Genomic DNA, 19,570 nt, shown 5'->3' with positions numbered 1-19,570 from the left:
CTACCTGAAAAACCACCAACCACTTCTTAATCTGCATTTGAATCAAACACTTAAAAAGAAGCCCCGCTTCAGTGACTTTCCCCCGGAAGGGCTTGTCTCTCAAGCGAGGCGCGAATATTAAAGAGGTTTTTGGGAGAGGTCAACTACTTTTTTAAAAAAGTTTTAAAGCCACCATCTAAAAGGCCAAATACTTCAAGAACGCTCATCATCAACGACTGGCTTGAACAACAGCCTAGACATGAAGAGACCCAACTCAAAAAGAAGCCACATAGGAATGGCCAATAGACTTTGTGAAATGATGTCAGGTGGCGTCAGGAGCATTCCAAAAATAAAACAGATAACCACTACATAGGCACGCTTACTGGCAAGGCTGTCAGCAGACACGACGCCCGAGCGAATAAGCAGGAGGGTTGCTATAGGTATTTCAAATGTAATTCCAAACGCAAAAAACAATTTCAAAACAAAGTTAAGGTAGCTACTAATGTCGGTCATAACTTCAACATTATCAGGACCGACGCTCGTAAAGAACCCAAAAATCAGCGGAAACACGACAAAGTACGCAAACGCAATCCCTGCATAAAACAAGACAACGCTGGATAACAGTAAAGGGATAGCCAGTTTCTTTTCATTGCTATAAAGACCCGGTGCAATAAACGACCAAGCCTGATGCAGTATATAGGCATCGCCAATCCTAATGAAACCACCAACGCCAACTTAAAGGGCGCAAAAAAAGGCGAGGTCACATCCGTGGCTATCATACTTGTCCCTTCCGGCAGCAAGGCCGTTAAAGGGGCTGACACAAAAAGGTATAGGTCATTGGCAAAATAAAATAACGCTAGGAAAATCAACAGAACCGCGAGAACTGAACGCATAAGGCGCTGCCTCAGTTCCACTAAATGTGAAATGAGCGGCTGCTCTTGATCTTTATCTTCGGTACTCATGGCTTATTACTTTCGTTGTCTTGAAGATTAGAGGCCACGTCCGGCATATCCACAGCCTTAGCAGCTTCCTCTACTGTTTTACTTACGTCTTGCGATGCCGCATTAAACGGCTGACGCATTTCCTTCAGCTCCTTTTCGAGCTGCTCTTTGCTGATCGCTGTCGTCCGCCTCAGCTCTTCAATTCTTAACTCTTCGCTTATTTCACTCTGAATAGCGCTCACTGAGCGCTTAATCCGACCAAGCCAGAGCCCACAGGTGCGGACTGCCGTTGGCAGCTTTTCGGGGCCCAGCACCAAAAGCGCAACAACGCTCACAATTAATATTTCGGCAAAACCGATATCAAACATCGTTTAGACTACTTTTTACTTAGAGGAAGAGTCAGGTGTTTTATCTTTTTTCTCGTCAGTCGAAGCCTGTTCAGAAAACTGAGCATCTTCATTGGTGATTTTTTTCTTATCGGCTGACTCATTCGCGTCTTTTGTGTCTTCTTCATTCATTGCTTTTTTGAATCCCTTCACCGCGCTGCCAATATCGCCACCTAACCCACGCAGTTTTTTTGTACCGAATAATAGAATGACGATGCCTAAAACAATGACAAGTTGCCAAATACTGATTCCACCAAAGCCCATATTTACTCTCCAATACCCAATCTGATAGGTTTAAAATTAAAGTTACGAGGTTTATTTTTTGATGCGCGAAGCTTTTTCTTCAAGACCCGATACATCAAACCGTCTAGCAAGCTCCGCCAATACAGACCTATGATCCTCACCAAGATGAGACAACATTACCAAAGAATGAAACCAAAGGTCAGCGGTTTCACTCACTAGCGCTTGATTATTTTTTGTGATTTCGGCGTCTTTGGCAGCCAAAACCGTTTCGAAAGCCTCTTCACCCACTTTTTCTAATATCTTGTTCAAGCCTTTGGCATGCAAGGATGCCACATATGAACTCTCAGCGCCTGCTTGCTTTCGCTCTTCTAAAACAACACTCAGCTGATCTAAAATATCACTCATGCTTTTATCTCTTATACATATCTTCTGGTGACTTAAGCACGCCTTCGACAGTAACCCATTCGTTCGCATTATTTAAGCGGCGATAAAAACAACTGTTTCGGCCTGTATGACAAGCAACATTACCCAACTGCTTCACTTGCAATAACACAACATCTGCATCACAGTCTAATTCTATGGCTTTAAGCTCTTGCACGTTACCCGACTCTTCGCCTTTTCGCCATAATTGATTGCGTGATCGAGACCAGTAGACAGCTCGACCTTCTTCAACGGTCAAGCGTAATGCATCACGATTCATCCAAGCAAACATGAGCACGCGCCCTGTCTCACTGTCCTGAGCTATCGCCGGAAGCAACCCTTGAGCGTCCCATTTTATTCTATTCAACCATTCATCAGACATACTCACCACACTTAAGTTTACGCGATTCGCTCGATATGTAATTAACGCTCAAAAAGGTTCAGGCCTTCCAAATACTCAACCACCCAAGACCCAGTAACACCCAGCCCTCGATAGGGATCGATTCATAATTAAGGTTAGGGCTTATTGTAACCAGCGCTAAGGCGATAAATGTTACACCCAGCAACATATAACGACGAGACGATTGAGCCTTCAACTCTGCGTCTTGTCGCATGCGAGTCTCAATCTGCATCAAATCGTCCTTGTTACGTTTTGTGCTTTGCAAAACATCAAAAAGCAACTGTGGAACCTGAGGAAACTTTTCCAACCACTCAGGAGCCTGCTCCTTAACTGCATGAAACACTGCCTTTGGCCCCATGCGCTCTTTCATCCAGTTTTCTAAGAAAGGCTTTGCCGTCTTCCATAAATCCAAGTCTGGATACAACTGCCGCCCTAATCCTTCTATATTGAGCAACGTTTTTTGCAACAGCACTAACTGAGGCTGCACTTCCATATTGAAACGTCTGGCTGTTTGGAAAAGTCCCAATAAAACAAGGCCAAACGATATTTCTTTCAATGGCTTTTCGAAGATGGGTTCACATACGCTGCGAATGGCCGTTTCGAAAGCATGAACATTCGTATTGCTCGGCACCCAGCCCGAATCAATATGAAGTTGAGCCACTTGGCGATAGTCTCTTCGAAAGAATGCCAAGATATTACGCGCCAAATAACTTTGATCCTCTTCACTGAGGGACCCTATGATACCAAAATCAATCGCAATATATTGAGGATCTTCAGGGTTATCTATGGAAACAAATATGTTTCCTGGATGCATGTCCGCATGAAAAAAACTATCGCGAAACACCTGCGTAAAAAAGATCTCAACACCTCTCTCCGCTAACTTTTCCATATTCGTATTCTGCGCGTGCAACTGATCCATGTTCGCAACAGGAATACCATAAATTCGCTCCATGACAAGCACGTTACGGCGCGTGTAATCCCAGTAAATTTCAGGCACATATAAGATAGAAGAACCATCGAAGTTTCGACGCAACTGCGAGCCGTTTGCCGCCTCTTTCCTCAGGTCTAATTCATCAAAAATGGTTTGCTCATACTCCTCAACCACTTCAATCGGTCTAAGTCGCCGCCCCTCTTTCCACAGCTTACAGACCAGCCACGCAAGGGTGTAGAGAAGTGAAATATCCTGCTGAATGACTTTCGCTATCCCCGGCCTAATCACCTTAACCACAACTGATTGACCATTTTTTAAGGTAGCACTGTGAACTTGAGCAACGGATGCTGATGCCATAGGGGCTTGTTCAAACTCGGCAAAGAGCTCAGTAACCGACTGTCCTAGTGACTCTTCTATAATCCGTTGCGCTTGCTGGCCTGAAAAAGGCGGCACACTGTCTTGTAAACGGGCCAATTCCAATGCAACATCATCGGCTAACAAATCTCTTCGAGTGGACAACATTTGACCAAACTTGATAAAAACGGGTCCTAAGGCCTCTAACGCCAGTCGCAAACGCACGGCACTTGAACCTTTTGCCGGAATCAAATAACGCCAAGGGAGCAGCCAAAGCAACAATTTCAATGGCAAGGGTAAGGTCTGACGAATTAAAAATGTATCTAAACGATAGCGGGCAATCACCCACCATATTTTCAAACTTCGATAAACAGGGCGCACTCAATAAAGTCCTGTAGCAAAACGAAAAATAAGCAGCACTAATCCACTGCAACTTGATTACGACCCAATGACTTCGCTTTATAGAGCATTTCATCGGCTCGACTAAACACACTATCAGCACATCCCCTTTTTGCACTTCGCTTAGTCCTAAAGAAGCCGTAACATGAACGGGTTTTCCTTGAAAGTTAAACGGGCTTTTTTCAATTGCTTTTCGCAATTTCTCAGCCACTGTACATGCAACATCCTTAGTTGCCGCATGAAAAATAATAATAAACTCTTCACCGCCAAATCGAGATATAAAATCGTGTGTGCGCAAATTACTGCGCAGTGTTTTTGCCACCAACCTCAGCACTTTATCTCCCGCCAAATGGCCATAATCATCATTGATTTTCTTAAAATAATCCAGATCAACAATGCATAAGGTAAAGGTTGTACCATACCGATTCCAGCGCTCAAACTCACTGGCCAAATGCTCGGCATACCCTATACGATTCGGTAGACCAGTGAGGGGATCGGTTCTCGCCTTCTGGCGCTCGTCCTCTATGCGAGACTTAACATCTTGCGTCTCCAGCTCCATCTGCTTCACTTTTTCGAGAAGACGAGTATAACGATGCTGCAGCCGAGATTCACGCGCCTCTTCAGACTGTCGATAGGTGTCCATCGTTTTAATGATACTTGCCAACTGCAGGGTTACCGATTGTTTTAGATCATTAATATCGGTCGATTTATGCACTTCCTGCTGAATCAGACTCACATCATCTCTAACGGTTTTATCCAAAGCCTGATGCTGTAAAACAGCATGACTTTCTTCGGTACGACTTTCATATAAGAAGGCCTGAATATAGCCTAACTGAGAGTTTAAACTAATTAAATAGTCTTCAAAATCATCGGTAACACTGGGAAATACTCGTCGAATCAACTCAACAAGCGTTTCGATCACCTGAGCAACTTCGTAAAACTCTTGAGCAGTCTTGAGCCTTAGAATTAACTCCTCCGAGGCATCCGAATATTGCTCAGGAACTCTCAGGGCTTGTACAAGCTCAATCAACTGCTGTTTAATTGCACTTGAGTCATCCAAAGATGACTGCGAAGGACTTTGCAAATGACCACGCGCCATCACTTGAGTCTGCAACTGCACCAACTGCTTTAGCAATGCGCCTAAGGAGTACATGTCCTCAGTTGCGATGGACAGCTCACGCGATAGTTCGACAATTGCTGAGATCTCGACTTTCTCGACATCCAGTGTTTTAATCTGCTTGAGCCATTCTTGAAGAGAATGCTTAATCTGACGACTCAAATTAACTTTTTGAGTATCCAGTTCGCGTGAGCATTTTTCTAAGTGACGGGAGATATCTCGTAGCGTGCCATAGCTATTGGTTGATAATTGCTTACCTAACAGTGACAGCACTTGATCAAGTTTAGGGTCTTGCCCCTGTAACGCAATACTCAGGGACGTTATGATTTGGTTCAGTTGTGAAAAGCTGAGGTCAGACCGCTTTCCCATTTCTTCCAATTCACGCGCGGTCTCTTTATATTTTTTGCGCCATTCGTCGGTTTCTGATTGCACTTAGCTTACCTCGAGCCAAACTACACTGTGAGATAAGCTAACTATAAACTAGAAGTGCCGAAGAGTGGGAGAATTCACACGCTGCTTGCAAAATTATTCGGCACTTTTATCCTGAAAGGATTAAATTACTGAGCGTTTTTTTCCTTTTCTATAAGGTAATTAACAACATTCAACATTTGCTGATTACTGCCTGCGGTCTGACCGGTAATGCGGTATTTGCCATTGACAACCATCGCAGGCACCCCTGTAATTTCATATCCACGAACTCGAGCCTGCCCTTGCTTCAAACGCATATCAACCGCAAATGATTCATAGAGTTTCTTAAACTCATTAGGGTCAATACCATAGTTTTGGTAAAAAGCAGCAAAATCATTTGGATTTCTAAATTGGCGCTTTTCAACATGCACAGCATCAAACATTGGCAAATGCGTTTCTGACACCTTGCCACTTAAGTCCGCAACGTAATAGGCTCTTGCGAGAGGTTCCCAATTACGAGAAAACACAACTGGCAAATGTTGAAAATCAACGTCATCACCTTGTTGCGCGGCCCAAGACTGCAGGACAGGCTCTAAGTTTGCACAATGCGGGCATGAGTATCCAAAAACAGCCACGACTTCTACTTTCTCAGGATTGCGTGTAGCCACAGCAAAAGGCAATTCGATATAGTGCTCTCCTGCACGGAACTGAGGCTCCTGCGCCGTAGCCATCACAGACATCAAGGCAAAGGTGGCACCCAACAGTAACTTTTTAAACATACTCATCTCTCTTCCCAGTTAAAACATGATTTTTCAGTTCGACACAGATGCCTTATAAAAGTTCGTTGATCTCTTCAAGACAAACACATAACGCTAAAGGCAATAAAAAGGGCAGCCTAAGCTACCCTTCATGAATATCGAATGAATACTGATTAATACAGACCACGAATGTATTGTGATACAGCACGCATCTCTGATTCAGTCATTTTGACTGCGATATCACGCATCATACGGTTAGGGTCATTCGCACGATCTTCCGATGCGAATTTTTGCAACTGCAACAGGGTATACTCAGGATGTTGACCACTTAAAGCAGGGAAACGCGCAGGATTGTTACCCTGTCCGTTTGGCATATGGCATGCGATACAAGCAGAAACGCCTTTATCAGCGATACCCGCTTCATAAATTTTACGGCCTTTTTCAACAAGCTCGGCATCTGCCTGACCAATGGTTGTACGTTGGTTAGCATAAAACGCAGCAATATCACGCAAGTCTTGATCTGAAAGGTTGTTCAGCAGCCCTGTCATTTCAGGAATCACTCGAGCGCCACTCAACTGATCTTGCATTTGCTTAAGCAGATAACGCGAGTTTTGCCCAGCGAGGCTTGGGAAGGCTCCCATTGGGCTGTTGCCATCGGCACCATGGCAAGCCGCACACACGGCTACTTTCGATGCACCTGCAGTTGCATTACCACCAGCGGCATGCGCAACACCGGTGATTCCAACGCTTATCAGTAAGCTGATCAGTAATTTGTTCATTGACTTGACCCGGACTCTTGCTAGTAAATTATCGTTAAGCTAGCTTTGATTGGACTTATCGCCACTAACCTTATAAATGTTTGCCTACTCTGACTAGAGCTTAACTCAGTTCGCAGGTAAAATTGGTCGTATTATAAACTAATATCCTCACAAACTGGAACGCCTTTGTTCTGTGTGACGATCCTACCATAGTGATAAACGAATGTCCGATGCTCATCAAATACTCCATTTTAACAGCGCAACCTTCTGTGTCAGCGCTGATAAACTCAATCAATGCCCTGATGACAGCCTCGCTGAAGTTGCCTTTGCAGGTCGTTCAAACGCCGGAAAGTCCAGTGCAATCAATTCATTAACACAAAATGGAAAATTAGCGCGCACCTCAAAAACCCCTGGACGAACACAGCTGATAAACTTCTTCAACCTTAACATTCCAGGGTATCGAATCGTCGACCTACCCGGGTATGGTTATGCTAAAGTACCAGTCGCCATGAAGACGCATTGGCAAAAACACCTTGATGCGTATCTTCAACATCGAGAAGCACTAAAGGGCGTTGTGCTGGTAATGGACATCCGTCATCCCATGAAAGAATTTGATGAAATGATGGTGGGTTGGTGTGAGCGAACCGGGATGCCTTTGCATGTCCTGCTGACGAAATCGGATAAATTAACCAGGGGACCTGCTCAAAGCACGCTGCTAAAGCTTAAATCTCAGTTGGAAAAGCGCTTAGGAGATAGGGTTTCGTTACAAACCTTCTCTGCGCTGAAACACCAAGGCATAGATGAGCTAAGAGCAAGACTCACAGAACTGCTTTTCTCTTCAGATGATCAAGACATCGCCAACGATCCATCTTGACCCTATTCGGAAAGAGTCCCTCAGAGCCGAAGGGGAAAACGGCTCTGAGGGCATGCGTAGACTACGTTAAAGAGTCACCTTTCTCTATTAGGCACTTTAGATTTCACAGATGACCCATTTTTTTGAGTCATCTGCCATGTCAAAGTTCCCGTCTATGGAAGGCTTGTTGTTAGTGAGCCTCTTCCCAATTGTCACCGACCCCCACCTCAACCAATAAGGGCACATTGAGTTGAGCTGCACCTGCCATGAGACGTTGAATCTGTTCGGTCAACTCAGGCACAGCGTCCGCTTTCACTTCGAATACCAATTCATCGTGAACCTGCATAATCATTTTCGCATCCAACCCTGAACTGGCTAACCAGGCGTGAACCTCTATCATCGCCCGCTTAATAATATCCGCAGCGGTGCCCTGCATCGGCGCATTAATCGCTGTTCGCTCGGCCGCCTGTCGACGCATTGCGTTTTTAGCATTAATCTCAGGTAAATACAGTCGTCTCCCGAACAGGGTTTCGACATACCCTTTTTCGCTTGCCTGGGCTCGGGTATTCTGCATATAGCGTTGCACACCGGGATACATTTCAAAATAATGGTCGATGTATCGCTGTGCTTCATTTCGCCCAACGCCCAACTGTTTCGCAAGACCAAACGCTGACATACCGTAAATTAATCCGAAATTAATCGCTTTTGCACTGCGCCGCTGATCTGCAGAAACCTCCTCCAACGGTACAGCAAACACCTCGGCCGCCGTGGCCTTATGTATATCCTCTCCCTTGGCAAAGGCACTCAGCAGACCTTCATCATCCGACAAATGCGCCATTATCCTGAGTTCAATTTGAGAGTAATCGGCTGCTAGAATTTTATAGCCCTCGGGCGCTACAAAGGCCTGACGAATCCGCCGCCCTTCCTGCGTTCTCACTGGAATGTTTTGCAAATTGGGGTCTGAGGAGGATAAACGTCCCGTTGCGGTTACAGCCTGATGGTACGAGGTGTGGATTCTTCCGGTGCGTGGATTGATCATTACCGGTAATTTATCGGTATAGGTTGACTTGAGTTTACTCAAGCCTCTATGTTCAATAATGACCTTGGGTAAAGGATAGTCTAACGCCAAGTCCTGCAACACCTCTTCCGCGGTTGATGGTGCGCCCTTGGGTGTTTTCTTGGTCACAGGAATACCCTGCTTCTCATAAAGAATAACCTGCAACTGTTTAGGTGAGCCTAAATTGAAGGTTTCCCCCGCTAAGGCATATGCCTGCTGCTCTAACTCATGCAACCTAACGTCAAGCTCTTGGCTTTGTTTGGCTAGAAGTGTCGCATCCACCTTTGCGCCTTGGCGCTCAATCTGAGCAAGAACAGGAATCAAAGGAACCTCTATCTCTCGCAACACATCCAGCAAACGAGACTCAGCGCTCAGTTTCGGCTCTAGCGACTGGTGCAAACGCAGGGTGATATCGGCATCTTCTGCGGCATAAGGGGTAGCGATGTCCATATCAATTTGATTGAAGGTCAGTTGATGCTTGCCTTTCCCCGCAATCTCCTCAAATGAAGTGGTTTTTACTCCTAAATACCGATCTGCAAGACTGTCCATATCATGGCGGCCTGCGGTGGAGTTAAGGATGTAGGATTCAAGCATGGTATCGGATACAACACCGCGCAGCTCGATTCCATAACGCGCTAGAACATTCATATCGTACTTAATATGCTGGCCTATTTTGCCTTTTGTAGGCTCTTCCAATAACGGCTTAAGGGCCTCTAGGACCTTAGCACGATCTAACTGGGTGGGTGCACCAACGTAGTCATGTGCTAAGGGCAAATAGGCAGCCTCGCCCGCTTTGACGGCGAAGGATAGACCCACTAACTCGGCTTCCATATAGTTCAAGCTAGTGGTTTCAGTGTCTAAGGCGAAAACATCGGCACCTTCTAGGCGTACACGCCAGTGTTCAAACTGCTCCCAAGTCAACACCGTTTCATATTGGGTTTCTATCACAGCGGAGAAGGGGTTTTCATTGGATTCTACAGAATGCGACTCCCCTCCTTGAACAGTCGCCTCAAGTTCCACAATCCAACTTTTAAATTCAAACTGCTTGAAAAGATCTAATAAAGCCGACACATCAGGGGTCGGACAAGGTATATCTTCAAGCTTGATATGCAAAGGCACGTCTGTTTTTATCGTGGCCAGCAGGTAGGATAACTCGGCTGCGTCTTTATGCTCTTCGAGCTTTGCGGCCATAGTTTTCGAACCCCGAAAACCTAAGCCCGCTATTTTATCTAAATGTTCATACAAGGCATGGATACCACCGATGCCTTGCAGCAACGCCAAGGCTGTTTTTTCGCCGACACCTGGCACTCCGGGAATGTTATCAACCTTATCGCCTTGCAGTGCCAGCAGATCAATAATTAACTCAGGCTCCACACCAAACTTTTGCTTAACGCCCTCGACATCCAGCACTGTGTCGTTCATTGTATTGATTAGGGTGACATACTCATTCACTAACTGAGCCATGTCTTTATCACCCGTTGAAATAATTACGGGACGCTGTTGACGGGAGGCTTCGCACGCCAAGGTTCCAATCACATCATCGGCTTCGACACCGTCTTCAACCAATACTTCAATGCCCATCGCACGTATAATTTGATGAATAGGCTCGACTTGCAGTCGTAAATCATCAGGCATTGATGGTCGATTCGCTTTATACTCTGTATAAATATCGTCTCGGAAGGTTTTACCCTTGGCATCGAAGACAACGGTGAGTGGACTGTTCGGATAGAGTTTTAACAAACTCCGTAACATCGACGTGACCACCCGCACAGCACCCGTGGGAAAACCATCTCGAGTGCGTAAGTCGGCCTGCTGTGACGCAAAAAATGCGCGGTATAAATACGACGAGCCGTCGACTAAAATAATAGGTGGGTGCTGTTCACTCATGGTTAATTCCGCTTTGCTGGTTGCCGTGAATCGTATCAAGGTTCACAATCATATCAAATTACACGCTGAAACTGACGGGAAATACAAAATGGGCAAAAAACTCTTACTCCTTGCCTTATTAAGCTGCTTAACGCTCGGATCTCTTCAAGCCCAAAACAGCTTCGAGGAAGAGGAACAAATCGTCATTCGTAATGATGGCGAAGCGACTTACTTCGAATATCGGGTAAACGGTATTTTGAAGGAGATCAAGGTGGTACCTGGCGTTGGACCTGCTTACTACCTCGTCCCTAAAGGAGAGGGAGGTGATTTGATTCGTGTTGGAGAGTCCACTGTACTCATCCCAAAATGGGTTATTTTCACCTGGTAGGAACGACGCAGTGGCTGTTTATACTTCAATTACGACCGAAGAGCTTACGCTTCTTTTGACTGATTTCAATCTTGGCACACTCGTCAGCTATCAAGGCATTGAGGGTGGGATTGAAAACACCAATTACTTTGTGACGCTCAACAAAGACGATGCTATCCATGATTATGTCCTCACCATTTTTGAGGAACTGTCACTGGAGGAAATGCCCTTCTTTGTTGAACTCGGCCAATGGCTGGCGGCACGGAATATTGCCGTACCTTACGCAATCAAAGATCAGAATGGCATTGCACTCAAGCAACTCAAAGGGAAACCGGCATTACTGCAACCGCGCTTCTTTGGTGCGGATGTACCTGCCACACAACTCAAAGCCACTCATTGCTTTCAAATTGGAGAGGCTCTTGCCAAATTCCACGAGGCTGGTGCTGATTTTTATTTAACACGCCAAGCACATCGTGGTGTTTTTTGGTGGCGTCGTGAGAGCGAGGCAATTTCTCATTTATTGGATGCACAAGACAGCGCCCTGTTAAAACAAGAAGTCCGCGCTTTTGACCAGCTAAGAGACGCCAAGTTAAATCTTCCTATGGGTGTTATTCATGGGGATTTGTTTCATGACAACGCCCTGTTTAAAGACGATGCCCTAGTGGCGATTCTGGATATGTACAATGCCGCAACCGCCTATCAGCTCTATGATTTAGCCATTGTCGCTAATGATTGGTGTTGCAATACAGACTGTACACTAGACCCTATTCGAGAAAAGGCCTTATTAGAAGGCTATGCCAGCATTCGCGCATTTACAGATGACGAGGCAATGGCTTGGCCAGTCTTAACACGAACAGCCGCCATGCGCTTTTGGCTTTCAAGGCTGATTCCTTGGTTAGGGATAGCTCAGGCTTCTCGTCAAGGGGGGGCGATGAAACTCAAAGACCCTAATCAATACAAGCAAATTTTACTGTCGAGGATTAAAACCCCGGCTGTCTTGCGTTAACGTATCAATTTACTCAATGTTGAAGGCTAATGGACGTCACTCATATTATTGATTCGCTGAACGATGCTCAGCGTCAAGCGGTAACTGCCCCTGTTAAAAACCTTTTGGTCCTTGCGGGTGCTGGCTCAGGTAAGACGCGAGTACTGGTTCACCGTATTGCATGGCTTGTTGAAACAGAAGGCCTATCTCCATTTTCGATTATGGCGGTTACCTTTACCAACAAAGCGGCACGAGAAATGCGTGGCCGTATTGAAGAGTTGTTAAAGATCAACTCACACGGCATGTGGGTGGGAACCTTCCACGGACTTGCGCATCGGATGCTGCGCGCGCATTGGAAAGAAGCGGGGTTGAAAGACAACTTTCAAATCATGGACAGTGATGACCAGCTTCGACTGATTAAGCGTCTGTGTAAAGAAATGAATCTGGACGATACACGCTGGCCGCCGCGCCAAGTTCAATGGTTTATTAATGCGCAAAAAGATGAAGCTTACGCAGTCAACATCTTGACCGAACAGCCGATCCTTTCCAACAAACCATGATCGATCTATACAGCGCCTACGAGACCGCCTGTGAGCGCGGCGGTATGATCGACTTTGGTGAGCTTCTGCTACGCTCATTAGAACTTCTCAGGGATAAATCCCCTTCTCTATTGGCGCATTATCGAGAAAGATTCCGCTATGTTTTAGTCGATGAGTTCCAAGATACAAATGCCATTCAATACGGTTGGTTAAGGCTGCTTTGCCAAGGCGAACAGAAACTCATGGCCGTGGGCGACGATGACCAGTCTATTTATGGCTGGCGTGGGGCGCGGATTGAAAATATTCAAACCCTCTCCGATCATTTCCCTGAAACAGACACCATCCGCCTTGAGCAGAATTACCGCTCCACCAACCGCATTCTGCAAACAGCCAATGCCATCATTCAGAACAACACCGGACGCTTAGGGAAAAAACTCTGGACCGAAGGTCGCGAAGGTGAAGCGGTATCGGTCTACAGCGCATTCAACGAACAAGATGAAGCCCGTTTTATTGTCGACCAAATTGAAAAATGGATTGAGCAGGGCAACCGACGTGATGAAAGCGCTATCCTCTATCGTTCCAACGCCCAATCCCGAGTACTCGAGGAAGCACTCATTCGCAGTGGAGTGCCTTATCGTATTTACGGCGGACAACGCTTTTATGACCGCCTCGAAATAAAAAATGCACTGGCCTACCTACGCATGATTGCCAACCGCGAAGATGACACGGCGATGGAGCGCGTTATCAATGTGCCAACACGGGGTATTGGAACGCGCACAATTGAACTCATTCGCGAACGTGCTCGCCAAGAGAACATCGCCATGTGGCGCGCAGCCAATGAGATCGTTGAGTTGAAGGTCTTGCCAGCGCGCGCTAACAATGCGCTGCAAGGATTCCTTAACTTAGTCAACCAAATGGGCACTGAAACCGAAGGACTGGAGCTGCACGAGCAAACCGACCACGTCATTAAAATCTCTGGCTTGATTGAGCATCATGAAAAGGAAAAAGGTGAAAAGGGGCAATCCCGCATTGAAAACCTAGACGAGCTGGTAACCGCTGCCCGACAATTCTCGGGACAGTGGGAGCGGGAAAATAGCGACGAAAACGCCAATGTACTGTCTGCATTTCTCGATCAAGCCGCACTGGATGCGGGTGAAGCCCAAGCCGATACTCATGCTGATGGTGTGCAACTCATGACACTTCACTCCGCAAAAGGACTTGAGTTTCCTCTTGTCTTCTTAACGGGCATGGAAGAAGGCTTGTTTCCTCACAGCATGTCAGCGGAAGAGCCTGGGCGTTTAGAAGAAGAGCGTCGACTGTGCTATGTCGGCATTACCCGAGCCATGCAAAAGCTTTACCTCACTCTGGCAGAATCACGCCGTCTGCATGGACAAGAAAAATACAATCGCCCATCCCGATTTATCAAAGAGATTCCAGACGAATTACTTGAAGAGGTTCGCTTGAACGCGAATGTTCGACGCCCCTTCAGCAGCGGTCAGAATTCAAATAAAAGCTCGCTTTTTCAGTCACCTAGTTTAGCACAAACAAGTGTTCCGGGATTAAGCTTCAACTTAGGACAACGCGTTTTACACCCCAAGTTTGGTGAAGGACTCATCGTTAACTACGAAGGGTCTGGCCCAAAAGCCCGCATTCAAGTGAACTTTGATAATGAAGGCAGCAAGTGGCTAGTTGCCGGTTTTGCTCGCTTGGAGGCGTTGTAAATGGAATGGCTGCTCCCTGCTGAAATCGCCCCTTGGATGGGTATTTTTTTGGTGATTGCCGCCGGATTCACGGCGGCAATCACGTCCAGCATTGGTGTAGGGGGCGGTGTTTTACTGCTCGCTCTTATGGCAATTTCGATGCCACCCGCCGCTGTAATTCCTGTGCACGGCATGGTTCAACTGGGATCAAATTTCAATCGTGCCATCATGACGTTGCAACATATTGATTGGAAACTGCTGGCCACATTTACACCGGGGGCTTGTTTAGGAGCTGTGTTGGCCAGCCACTTCCTTGTCCAGCTCCCAATCTCTATGCTGCAGTTAAGCATTGCCGGTTTTATTTCTTTTTCTCTGCTGCCCCAAAATCCCTCCCATTGGTTTAGGGCGTGTAGGGACGTTTATCGCAGGAGCGATCACGACCTTTATAAGCATGTTTGCTGGAGCCACAGGACCGCTTGTTGCCGCATTTGTAAAGCAACAACACAAGGGTAATCGTTTTTTAACTGTCGCCAACTTTACCGCCTGTATGAGCATCCAACATTTACCAAAGGCCTTTGTATTCGGTGCAGCTGGATTCGTTTTCAGCGAGTGGCTAGGTTTGATGCTACTGATGATTATCAGTGGGGCGATCGGAAATTGGGTGGGAATTAAAGTGCTCAAGACCCTAACGGACAAACGCTTTGGGTTACTCTTCAATCTAATTCTTACGCTTTTAGCTTTCCAACTTATTTGGCAGGCAATGCACTAATAAAGGGGCTAAATGGGGTCAACTGGTTGGATAGGGGCATTAAATTCTTCTTTCAACAACTCAGTGACCGGAATCGGCTTGTGGACAGCATATCCCTGAGCATAATCGACACCAATTTCTTTCAATTTCTCAAGAATAGCGGGCGACTCAACAAATTCAGCGACCGTTTTCATGCCCAGAAAATGACCGATCTCATTCATTGACTTCACCATGGCATAATCCGCGGGATTATCCACTATATCCTTCACAAAGCTACCATCGATTTTCAAAGAGTGAGCCTTCAGATTCTTAAGATGTGAATAAGACGCAAAGCCTGTCCCAAAATCATCCAACGAAAATTGACAACCAAAGCTACCAACTTGTGCCATAAACTCACGTGCTTTCGCATAGCTATCAATCGCAGCCGTTTCGGTAATCTCAAAGGTAATTTTATTCATGGGTAGATCATGATTACTCAACTGCTGGCGCAAATACTCCAACACGGCTGCATTGCTCAGTGACTGTGCAGATAAATTAATCGCAAATCCACCTATCTGATCAAAATACTGTCGATTTTGACGTATCCAGTCAAATACTTGCGCCAAGACCCATAGATCGATTTCATGTGAGCGTTTCCAGCGTTCTACCGCCGGAAAAAAATCTGCTGGCTGAATATTTTCAACTTTTGCTTCTGTACTAAATGACACCACATGGGCACCATGATCACGAATGCCCAGTAAAACCTCATAATACGGCAGAAGTCCAGCCGTCTCGTCCACCGGAGCGACTTTCTGACAACGTAAATACAAACCATTACTTTCAATAATACGATCGATTCGTCCAGCCCACTCTTTGAGTGCCTCCTGTGCTTGTAACTGAGCATCGTACGACTCATACACTCGGTAGCGATTGCGACCTTCAGATTTGGCCGCTAAACACGCTGAATCTGCTTGGCGAAGAACAGCATCCACGCTCATGAGTGATGGGGTATATTCAACTAGTCCTATATTTAAACCAATGCTGTATATTTCTCGATCGTGTTCAAATCGATAATCCGCTAACCGTGCCACTATCTGCATGGCAATTTCTCTTCCCTGTGCCTCAACTACATCAGGAAGCAACAGGATGAACGTATCGCTGTTCACTACTGACACTTGTTGAGAAGGCAACAGAAGATCTTCAATCTTGCTGGCTAAGTCTTTCAGTAAACGATCTCCAGCATCCATACCACAGTTACTGTACACAACTCTTGTCTGATCAAACTCAATTTGACACAAACAGGAATGACCCAAGGCACTAGCATCTGCTGCTGCCGCATTCATTCTTCTGAATAATGCTTTACGATTTGCCAAGCCCGTTGCGGGATCATGCAGTGCCTGATGAATCAAATCTCGATAGGACTCATCAAATAACGCATATTCTGAACGCTCCAACAGGGGTAATGACTGCTTTTCATTTTCTCGTGCTGTTTCTTGAGCTACGCGTTCAGACAGTTCATCGAGTGTCAGAGATTGCTGTTCAGATGCAGAGCGATCAACAAATCCAAGTAGACCTCCTGAGCGGGCTTGCCAAATCAACTGCATCGGCACCCAACGCTCATCTTTTAAAAACAACCACCAATGACCAATATCCAAATGTTTAGTAATGGCCAGTTTAGTTTCACTCAAATCAGGTACCGACCGGCGCGGCACCTCAACATACTCGACAAGGCCTTCGGGCTGAGTCAAAGCGGCTAACAAGGATAAACGCAAGGGTTTAATTTCATGTGCATCGGCCCCCACGCTAATCAATCCTTGTGTGATGTCTTCGGCGAGTTCCATGGCTGAAAAGGTCCCTGAGACGGGCTCCTGCATTAACCGCTTTAACATCAAGTCAAACACGCTTATGGCGTGTTTGCGCTTTTCTGCATCCGTATGCAGTTGCATAAGCACAAGGTATTGGCGCCAACCCAGCTCAAGTAAACGAACAATAAGAACGGGAATTCGCTCCCCTCCTAAGCGCGTTTCTAAGAACGCATCGACTCGCTCCCTTGCATTGCGCAGTACATTTTGTGACTCATAACGCTGCTGAGTACGAAACACACGATTGCGACGCGCTTTACGAATTGGTTGAATAACTTTCTGAAGTTTATCTCTGACCTGACTGAATACATCAGGGTTTTTGGAAAACTCTCGGTCCACTAAATCTACTTGCAGCGCCAAGAAACGCCTCAGCTTTGCATCAAAAAAGCGCCCTTTCGAATCCGCCGCCATCGCAAATTGATCAATGAGGTTCACAACATCTCGTGCAGGATGGGCATCGCTCATCAAGAAATCGAGATCTTTCAGCATAAGTTTTAACAAGGGCCGCTCTAAGCGTTTGAGCAGACTATCGATGTCAGATGCCTCATCATGCTCAGACCGCGCACGGGTAAATAAACGCGCCGCACCATTGAGCACTTCGGCTTGGTGTGCAGGAATCGATCGAGCTTGGCCGGCATTCACCGACAAATAGGCCTGTAACTGCTCGGCTGGGGACTGTGCAGCAGGCTGACTTCGAGTCAGATGTCCCGCCGACATGCTTTCTATCCCAGCCAAAATTTCATCCATTGGCGCTGTCTGGCCTGTAGAATAGCCTACTGGCCTAGCTCGCGTGTTTGCCGCTGGCTCCTCTCGGCTGAGCAAGGTTTGACGTGTATTGTTCAACACGGCCGTTAAGCGAGACAACACCCGGATTGAATTATCAATTGCAGATGCTTGACTTGATCGCCCAACAGCAGACGCAGGCAGAGGCGATGACTCTTGATCTAAAAGCTCTAGAATTTGGGCAAAACTGGATTCAGCATTGGATCGACTGTTTTCAGTTCGTTTGGTCGTATAAGACGCATCTGACTCAGCCACTCTTGATTCAGGTCTTGACTGAACCATCGGCTTCGGCAAATCCAACTCGGCAGGCCGCTCTGTTGGCTTTTTAACCTCTAAAGGCGGTGTGATATCTTCTAAAATCGTAGCTAAGTGTTGCAAAAAACCCGGATAGTCTTGCTCTAACGAATGCCCTAAAGCTGTATACAAAATCGCGCGAATCGGATTATTAAAGTCTTCATCCTTAATCGCCTCTTGGAAAGAACGACACACCAAACGGGGCCCAAACGGATTGTTGTTTCGATCAAGTGTTAGATTTAAAACTACACCGTATCGGGCTTCAAAATCCAACATAGGCTGCGAATATTTGGCTTCTAACGCTTCGCTGACCGTTGCAATTTTTAGCCAATCATCAAACTCCGTTTCATCCACCAGTTCAAGCACAGCCGTATCGGAACTGCCTAAAAATGAGGGAGTCTCCGTTGAGTCGGATTGAATACGTTCGTGCAAAAGCGCTTTGAATTTTTTGGAAATAGTGGGCTTGAGAATATCAAAATCATTGGCAAGCTTAATAAAATACGAGGATTCACGAAGGGAGTCCGCTTGAAGACCCGCTTCTTTTAGATGTGCAGGTACGCTCGCAAAAAAATGATCGACGACATCATCAATGAATGACAAAAACAGAGCATTACATTTGTGGCGTAACACCTGCTTTGCGTTGGAGTCCAGTTTCACAACACCTCTCAGCACGACCGTCCAAGCTCTTAAGCAGTATAAAACCCTCGACCCATTAATACAATGCGAGCACCACGAATCCGTTTCAATGCTCTTTTGCTGAGGACTGTTGACCTAAGAAATTGATACCTAAAGAATATACCGCATAGTACGCATGTTTCACTGAACCTTACATGAACTAACGTTTAATGCTGCTAGGCTCCAGCCAAGAATTCACCAAAGTACACGCGATTGCGTCTAAATCCTCTGGATTCAAATAAATACCATCATTAAAAAGACGACACAAACCGTGTAGACCCGCCCAACTTGACTGAGCCACTCTCAGGCTGAGTCGTCAGCGCTTAACACCCGCTCTCTTTGCAGTCGCTCAATCCAGTCAAGCCAACGCTTAAACGTAACTTTTGAAACCTGTTTTAAGGACTCCGTTGGCACTCCTGTTTTCCAGATATCGCGTCCAAACATCAAGTCATACGTCTCGGCATGCTCTTGAGAAAAGCGAATATAGGTCAATACATAGGTCTTTAACGCGGCTGCCGTTGGCAACACTTCACATTCAGATAAGCAGCCTTCTTGTAAGCGAAACCCTTGTTCGGCAATGGCACAGAGTAAATCATTTTTGTCTTTAAAATGATGGTAAGGTGCCATACGCGATACACCCACACGATCGGCTAGCTTACGCATTGATAAAGCCTCTACCCCCCCTTCACGCAGCAACTTTGTTGCCGCATCTAGTAATGATTTATACAAATCACCGTGATGATAGTGCTGTTTTTGATTACTCATCAT

The 19,570-nt window shown here is 46.1% G+C and carries 14 protein-coding genes and 3 pseudogenes; 5 read left to right on the top strand and 12 right to left on the bottom strand.

The window, feature by feature from the left end:
- Positions 1-192 precede the first annotated feature (192 nt).
- The 9 genes and pseudogenes from tatC to D791_RS15065 form a co-directional block, all read right to left on the bottom strand.
- Positions 193-941 (bottom strand): annotated as a pseudogene (gene tatC / locus D791_RS15105) (twin-arginine translocase subunit TatC).
- Entirely contained in the window at positions 938-1,288 is a 351-nt protein-coding gene (gene tatB, locus D791_RS15100; RefSeq protein ID WP_036513354.1) for a Sec-independent protein translocase protein TatB, read from the bottom strand. The pseudogene tatC and the gene tatB overlap by 4 nt, the downstream one beginning before the upstream one ends.
- A 15-nt stretch (positions 1,289-1,303) precedes the next feature.
- On the bottom strand, positions 1,304-1,570 hold the full coding sequence (gene tatA, locus D791_RS15095; protein WP_036513351.1) for a twin-arginine translocase TatA/TatE family subunit: 267 nt from the start codon (positions 1,568-1,570) through the stop codon (positions 1,304-1,306).
- Between the two features lie 51 nt (positions 1,571-1,621).
- Positions 1,622-1,954 (bottom strand): phosphoribosyl-ATP diphosphatase, encoded by a 333-nt coding sequence (locus D791_RS15090; RefSeq protein ID WP_036513348.1) that lies wholly within the window; start codon positions 1,952-1,954, stop codon positions 1,622-1,624.
- A gap of 4 nt (positions 1,955-1,958) precedes the next feature.
- Positions 1,959-2,351, bottom strand: coding sequence for a phosphoribosyl-AMP cyclohydrolase (hisI, locus tag D791_RS15085; RefSeq protein ID WP_036513345.1), 393 nt, complete (start codon positions 2,349-2,351; stop codon positions 1,959-1,961).
- Between the two features lie 58 nt (positions 2,352-2,409).
- Positions 2,410-4,035, bottom strand: a complete 1,626-nt coding sequence (ubiB, locus tag D791_RS15080; RefSeq protein ID WP_036513342.1) for a ubiquinone biosynthesis regulatory protein kinase UbiB — start codon at positions 4,033-4,035, stop codon at positions 2,410-2,412.
- A 139-nt stretch (positions 4,036-4,174) separates the two neighbouring features.
- Positions 4,175-5,602: pseudogene (locus D791_RS21900) on the bottom strand (GGDEF domain-containing protein); the annotation flags it as partial.
- Positions 5,603-5,727: 125 nt separating this feature from the next.
- Complete coding sequence (locus tag D791_RS15070; protein ID WP_237748672.1) at positions 5,728-6,363, bottom strand: thiol:disulfide interchange protein DsbA/DsbL; 636 nt, start codon at positions 6,361-6,363, stop codon at positions 5,728-5,730.
- Positions 6,364-6,509: 146 nt separating this feature from the next.
- Positions 6,510-7,115, bottom strand: a complete 606-nt coding sequence (locus tag D791_RS15065; RefSeq protein WP_036513333.1) for a c-type cytochrome — start codon at positions 7,113-7,115, stop codon at positions 6,510-6,512.
- 202 nt (positions 7,116-7,317) lie between these two features.
- Here D791_RS15065 and yihA point away from each other — a divergent pair, with 202 nt between their 5' ends.
- Positions 7,318-7,968: a ribosome biogenesis GTP-binding protein YihA/YsxC gene (gene yihA / locus D791_RS15060; protein ID WP_036513330.1), complete on the top strand. Its 651-nt coding sequence runs from the start codon at positions 7,318-7,320 to the stop codon at positions 7,966-7,968.
- A gap of 169 nt (positions 7,969-8,137) precedes the next feature.
- On the opposite strand, the gene polA is transcribed toward yihA, so the two are convergent.
- Positions 8,138-10,891: a DNA polymerase I gene (gene polA, locus D791_RS15055; protein WP_036513327.1), complete on the bottom strand. Its 2,754-nt coding sequence runs from the start codon at positions 10,889-10,891 to the stop codon at positions 8,138-8,140.
- On the opposite strand from polA, the gene D791_RS15050 reads away from it, so the two are divergent.
- The 4 genes and pseudogenes from D791_RS15050 (at position 10,890) to D791_RS15035 (ending at position 14,974) form a co-directional block, all read left to right on the top strand.
- The gene (locus D791_RS15050) at positions 10,890-11,258 is read left to right on the top strand and encodes a DUF2782 domain-containing protein (RefSeq protein ID WP_237748671.1); all 369 of its coding nucleotides are present in this window, start codon (positions 10,890-10,892) and stop codon (positions 11,256-11,258) included. The genes polA and D791_RS15050 overlap by 2 nt on opposite strands.
- 10 nt (positions 11,259-11,268) lie before the next feature.
- A complete protein-coding gene (locus D791_RS15045; protein WP_036513325.1) occupies positions 11,269-12,243 on the top strand; it encodes a homoserine kinase in 975 nt (324 codons plus the stop codon).
- A gap of 29 nt (positions 12,244-12,272) precedes the next feature.
- Positions 12,273-14,482, top strand: a pseudogene (gene uvrD, locus D791_RS15040) (DNA helicase II).
- Complete coding sequence (locus D791_RS15035) at positions 14,483-14,974, top strand: sulfite exporter TauE/SafE family protein (protein WP_237748670.1); 492 nt, start codon at positions 14,483-14,485, stop codon at positions 14,972-14,974.
- Positions 14,975-15,238: 264 nt separating this feature from the next.
- Here D791_RS15035 and D791_RS15030 read toward each other — a convergent pair whose 3' ends face one another.
- Together D791_RS15030 and D791_RS15025 are read right to left on the bottom strand one after the other, a co-directional pair.
- The gene (locus D791_RS15030; protein ID WP_157682399.1) at positions 15,239-18,784 is read right to left on the bottom strand and encodes a DUF1631 family protein; all 3,546 of its coding nucleotides are present in this window, start codon (positions 18,782-18,784) and stop codon (positions 15,239-15,241) included.
- 321 nt (positions 18,785-19,105) lie between these two features.
- Positions 19,106-19,567 carry a TetR/AcrR family transcriptional regulator gene (locus D791_RS15025; protein WP_337588673.1) on the bottom strand — a complete coding sequence of 154 codons (462 nt, stop codon included), beginning with the start codon at positions 19,565-19,567 and terminating at the stop codon, positions 19,106-19,108.
- Positions 19,568-19,570 lie beyond the last annotated feature (3 nt).

The organism is Nitrincola nitratireducens (genome assembly GCF_000585235.1).
Taxonomy (GTDB): Bacteria; Pseudomonadota; Gammaproteobacteria; order Pseudomonadales; family Balneatricaceae; genus Nitrincola; species Nitrincola alkalisediminis.
The sequence above is the reverse complement of the archived record's forward strand: the minus strand, read 5'-3'. Positions and strand labels throughout refer to the sequence as shown.

Coding starts and splice junctions, on each gene's coding strand:
- polA (WP_036513327.1), bottom strand. CDS start 10,891: ATGAGTGAACAGCACCCACCTATTATTTTAGTCGACGGCTCGTCGTAT.
- D791_RS15050 (WP_237748671.1), top strand. CDS start 10,890: ATGGTTAATTCCGCTTTGCTGGTTGCCGTGAATCGTATCAAGGTTCAC.
- tatB (WP_036513354.1), bottom strand. CDS start 1,288: ATGTTTGATATCGGTTTTGCCGAAATATTAATTGTGAGCGTTGTTGCG.
- D791_RS15090 (WP_036513348.1), bottom strand. CDS start 1,954: ATGAGTGATATTTTAGATCAGCTGAGTGTTGTTTTAGAAGAGCGAAAG.
- D791_RS15025 (WP_337588673.1), bottom strand. CDS start 19,567: ATGAGTAATCAAAAACAGCACTATCATCACGGTGATTTGTATAAATCA.
- D791_RS15065 (WP_036513333.1), bottom strand. CDS start 7,115: ATGAACAAATTACTGATCAGCTTACTGATAAGCGTTGGAATCACCGGT.
- hisI (WP_036513345.1), bottom strand. CDS start 2,351: ATGTCTGATGAATGGTTGAATAGAATAAAATGGGACGCTCAAGGGTTG.
- D791_RS15035 (WP_237748670.1), top strand. CDS start 14,483: ATGGAATGGCTGCTCCCTGCTGAAATCGCCCCTTGGATGGGTATTTTT.
- D791_RS15070 (WP_237748672.1), bottom strand. CDS start 6,363: ATGAGTATGTTTAAAAAGTTACTGTTGGGTGCCACCTTTGCCTTGATG.
- tatA (WP_036513351.1), bottom strand. CDS start 1,570: ATGGGCTTTGGTGGAATCAGTATTTGGCAACTTGTCATTGTTTTAGGC.
- yihA (WP_036513330.1), top strand. CDS start 7,318: ATGTCCGATGCTCATCAAATACTCCATTTTAACAGCGCAACCTTCTGT.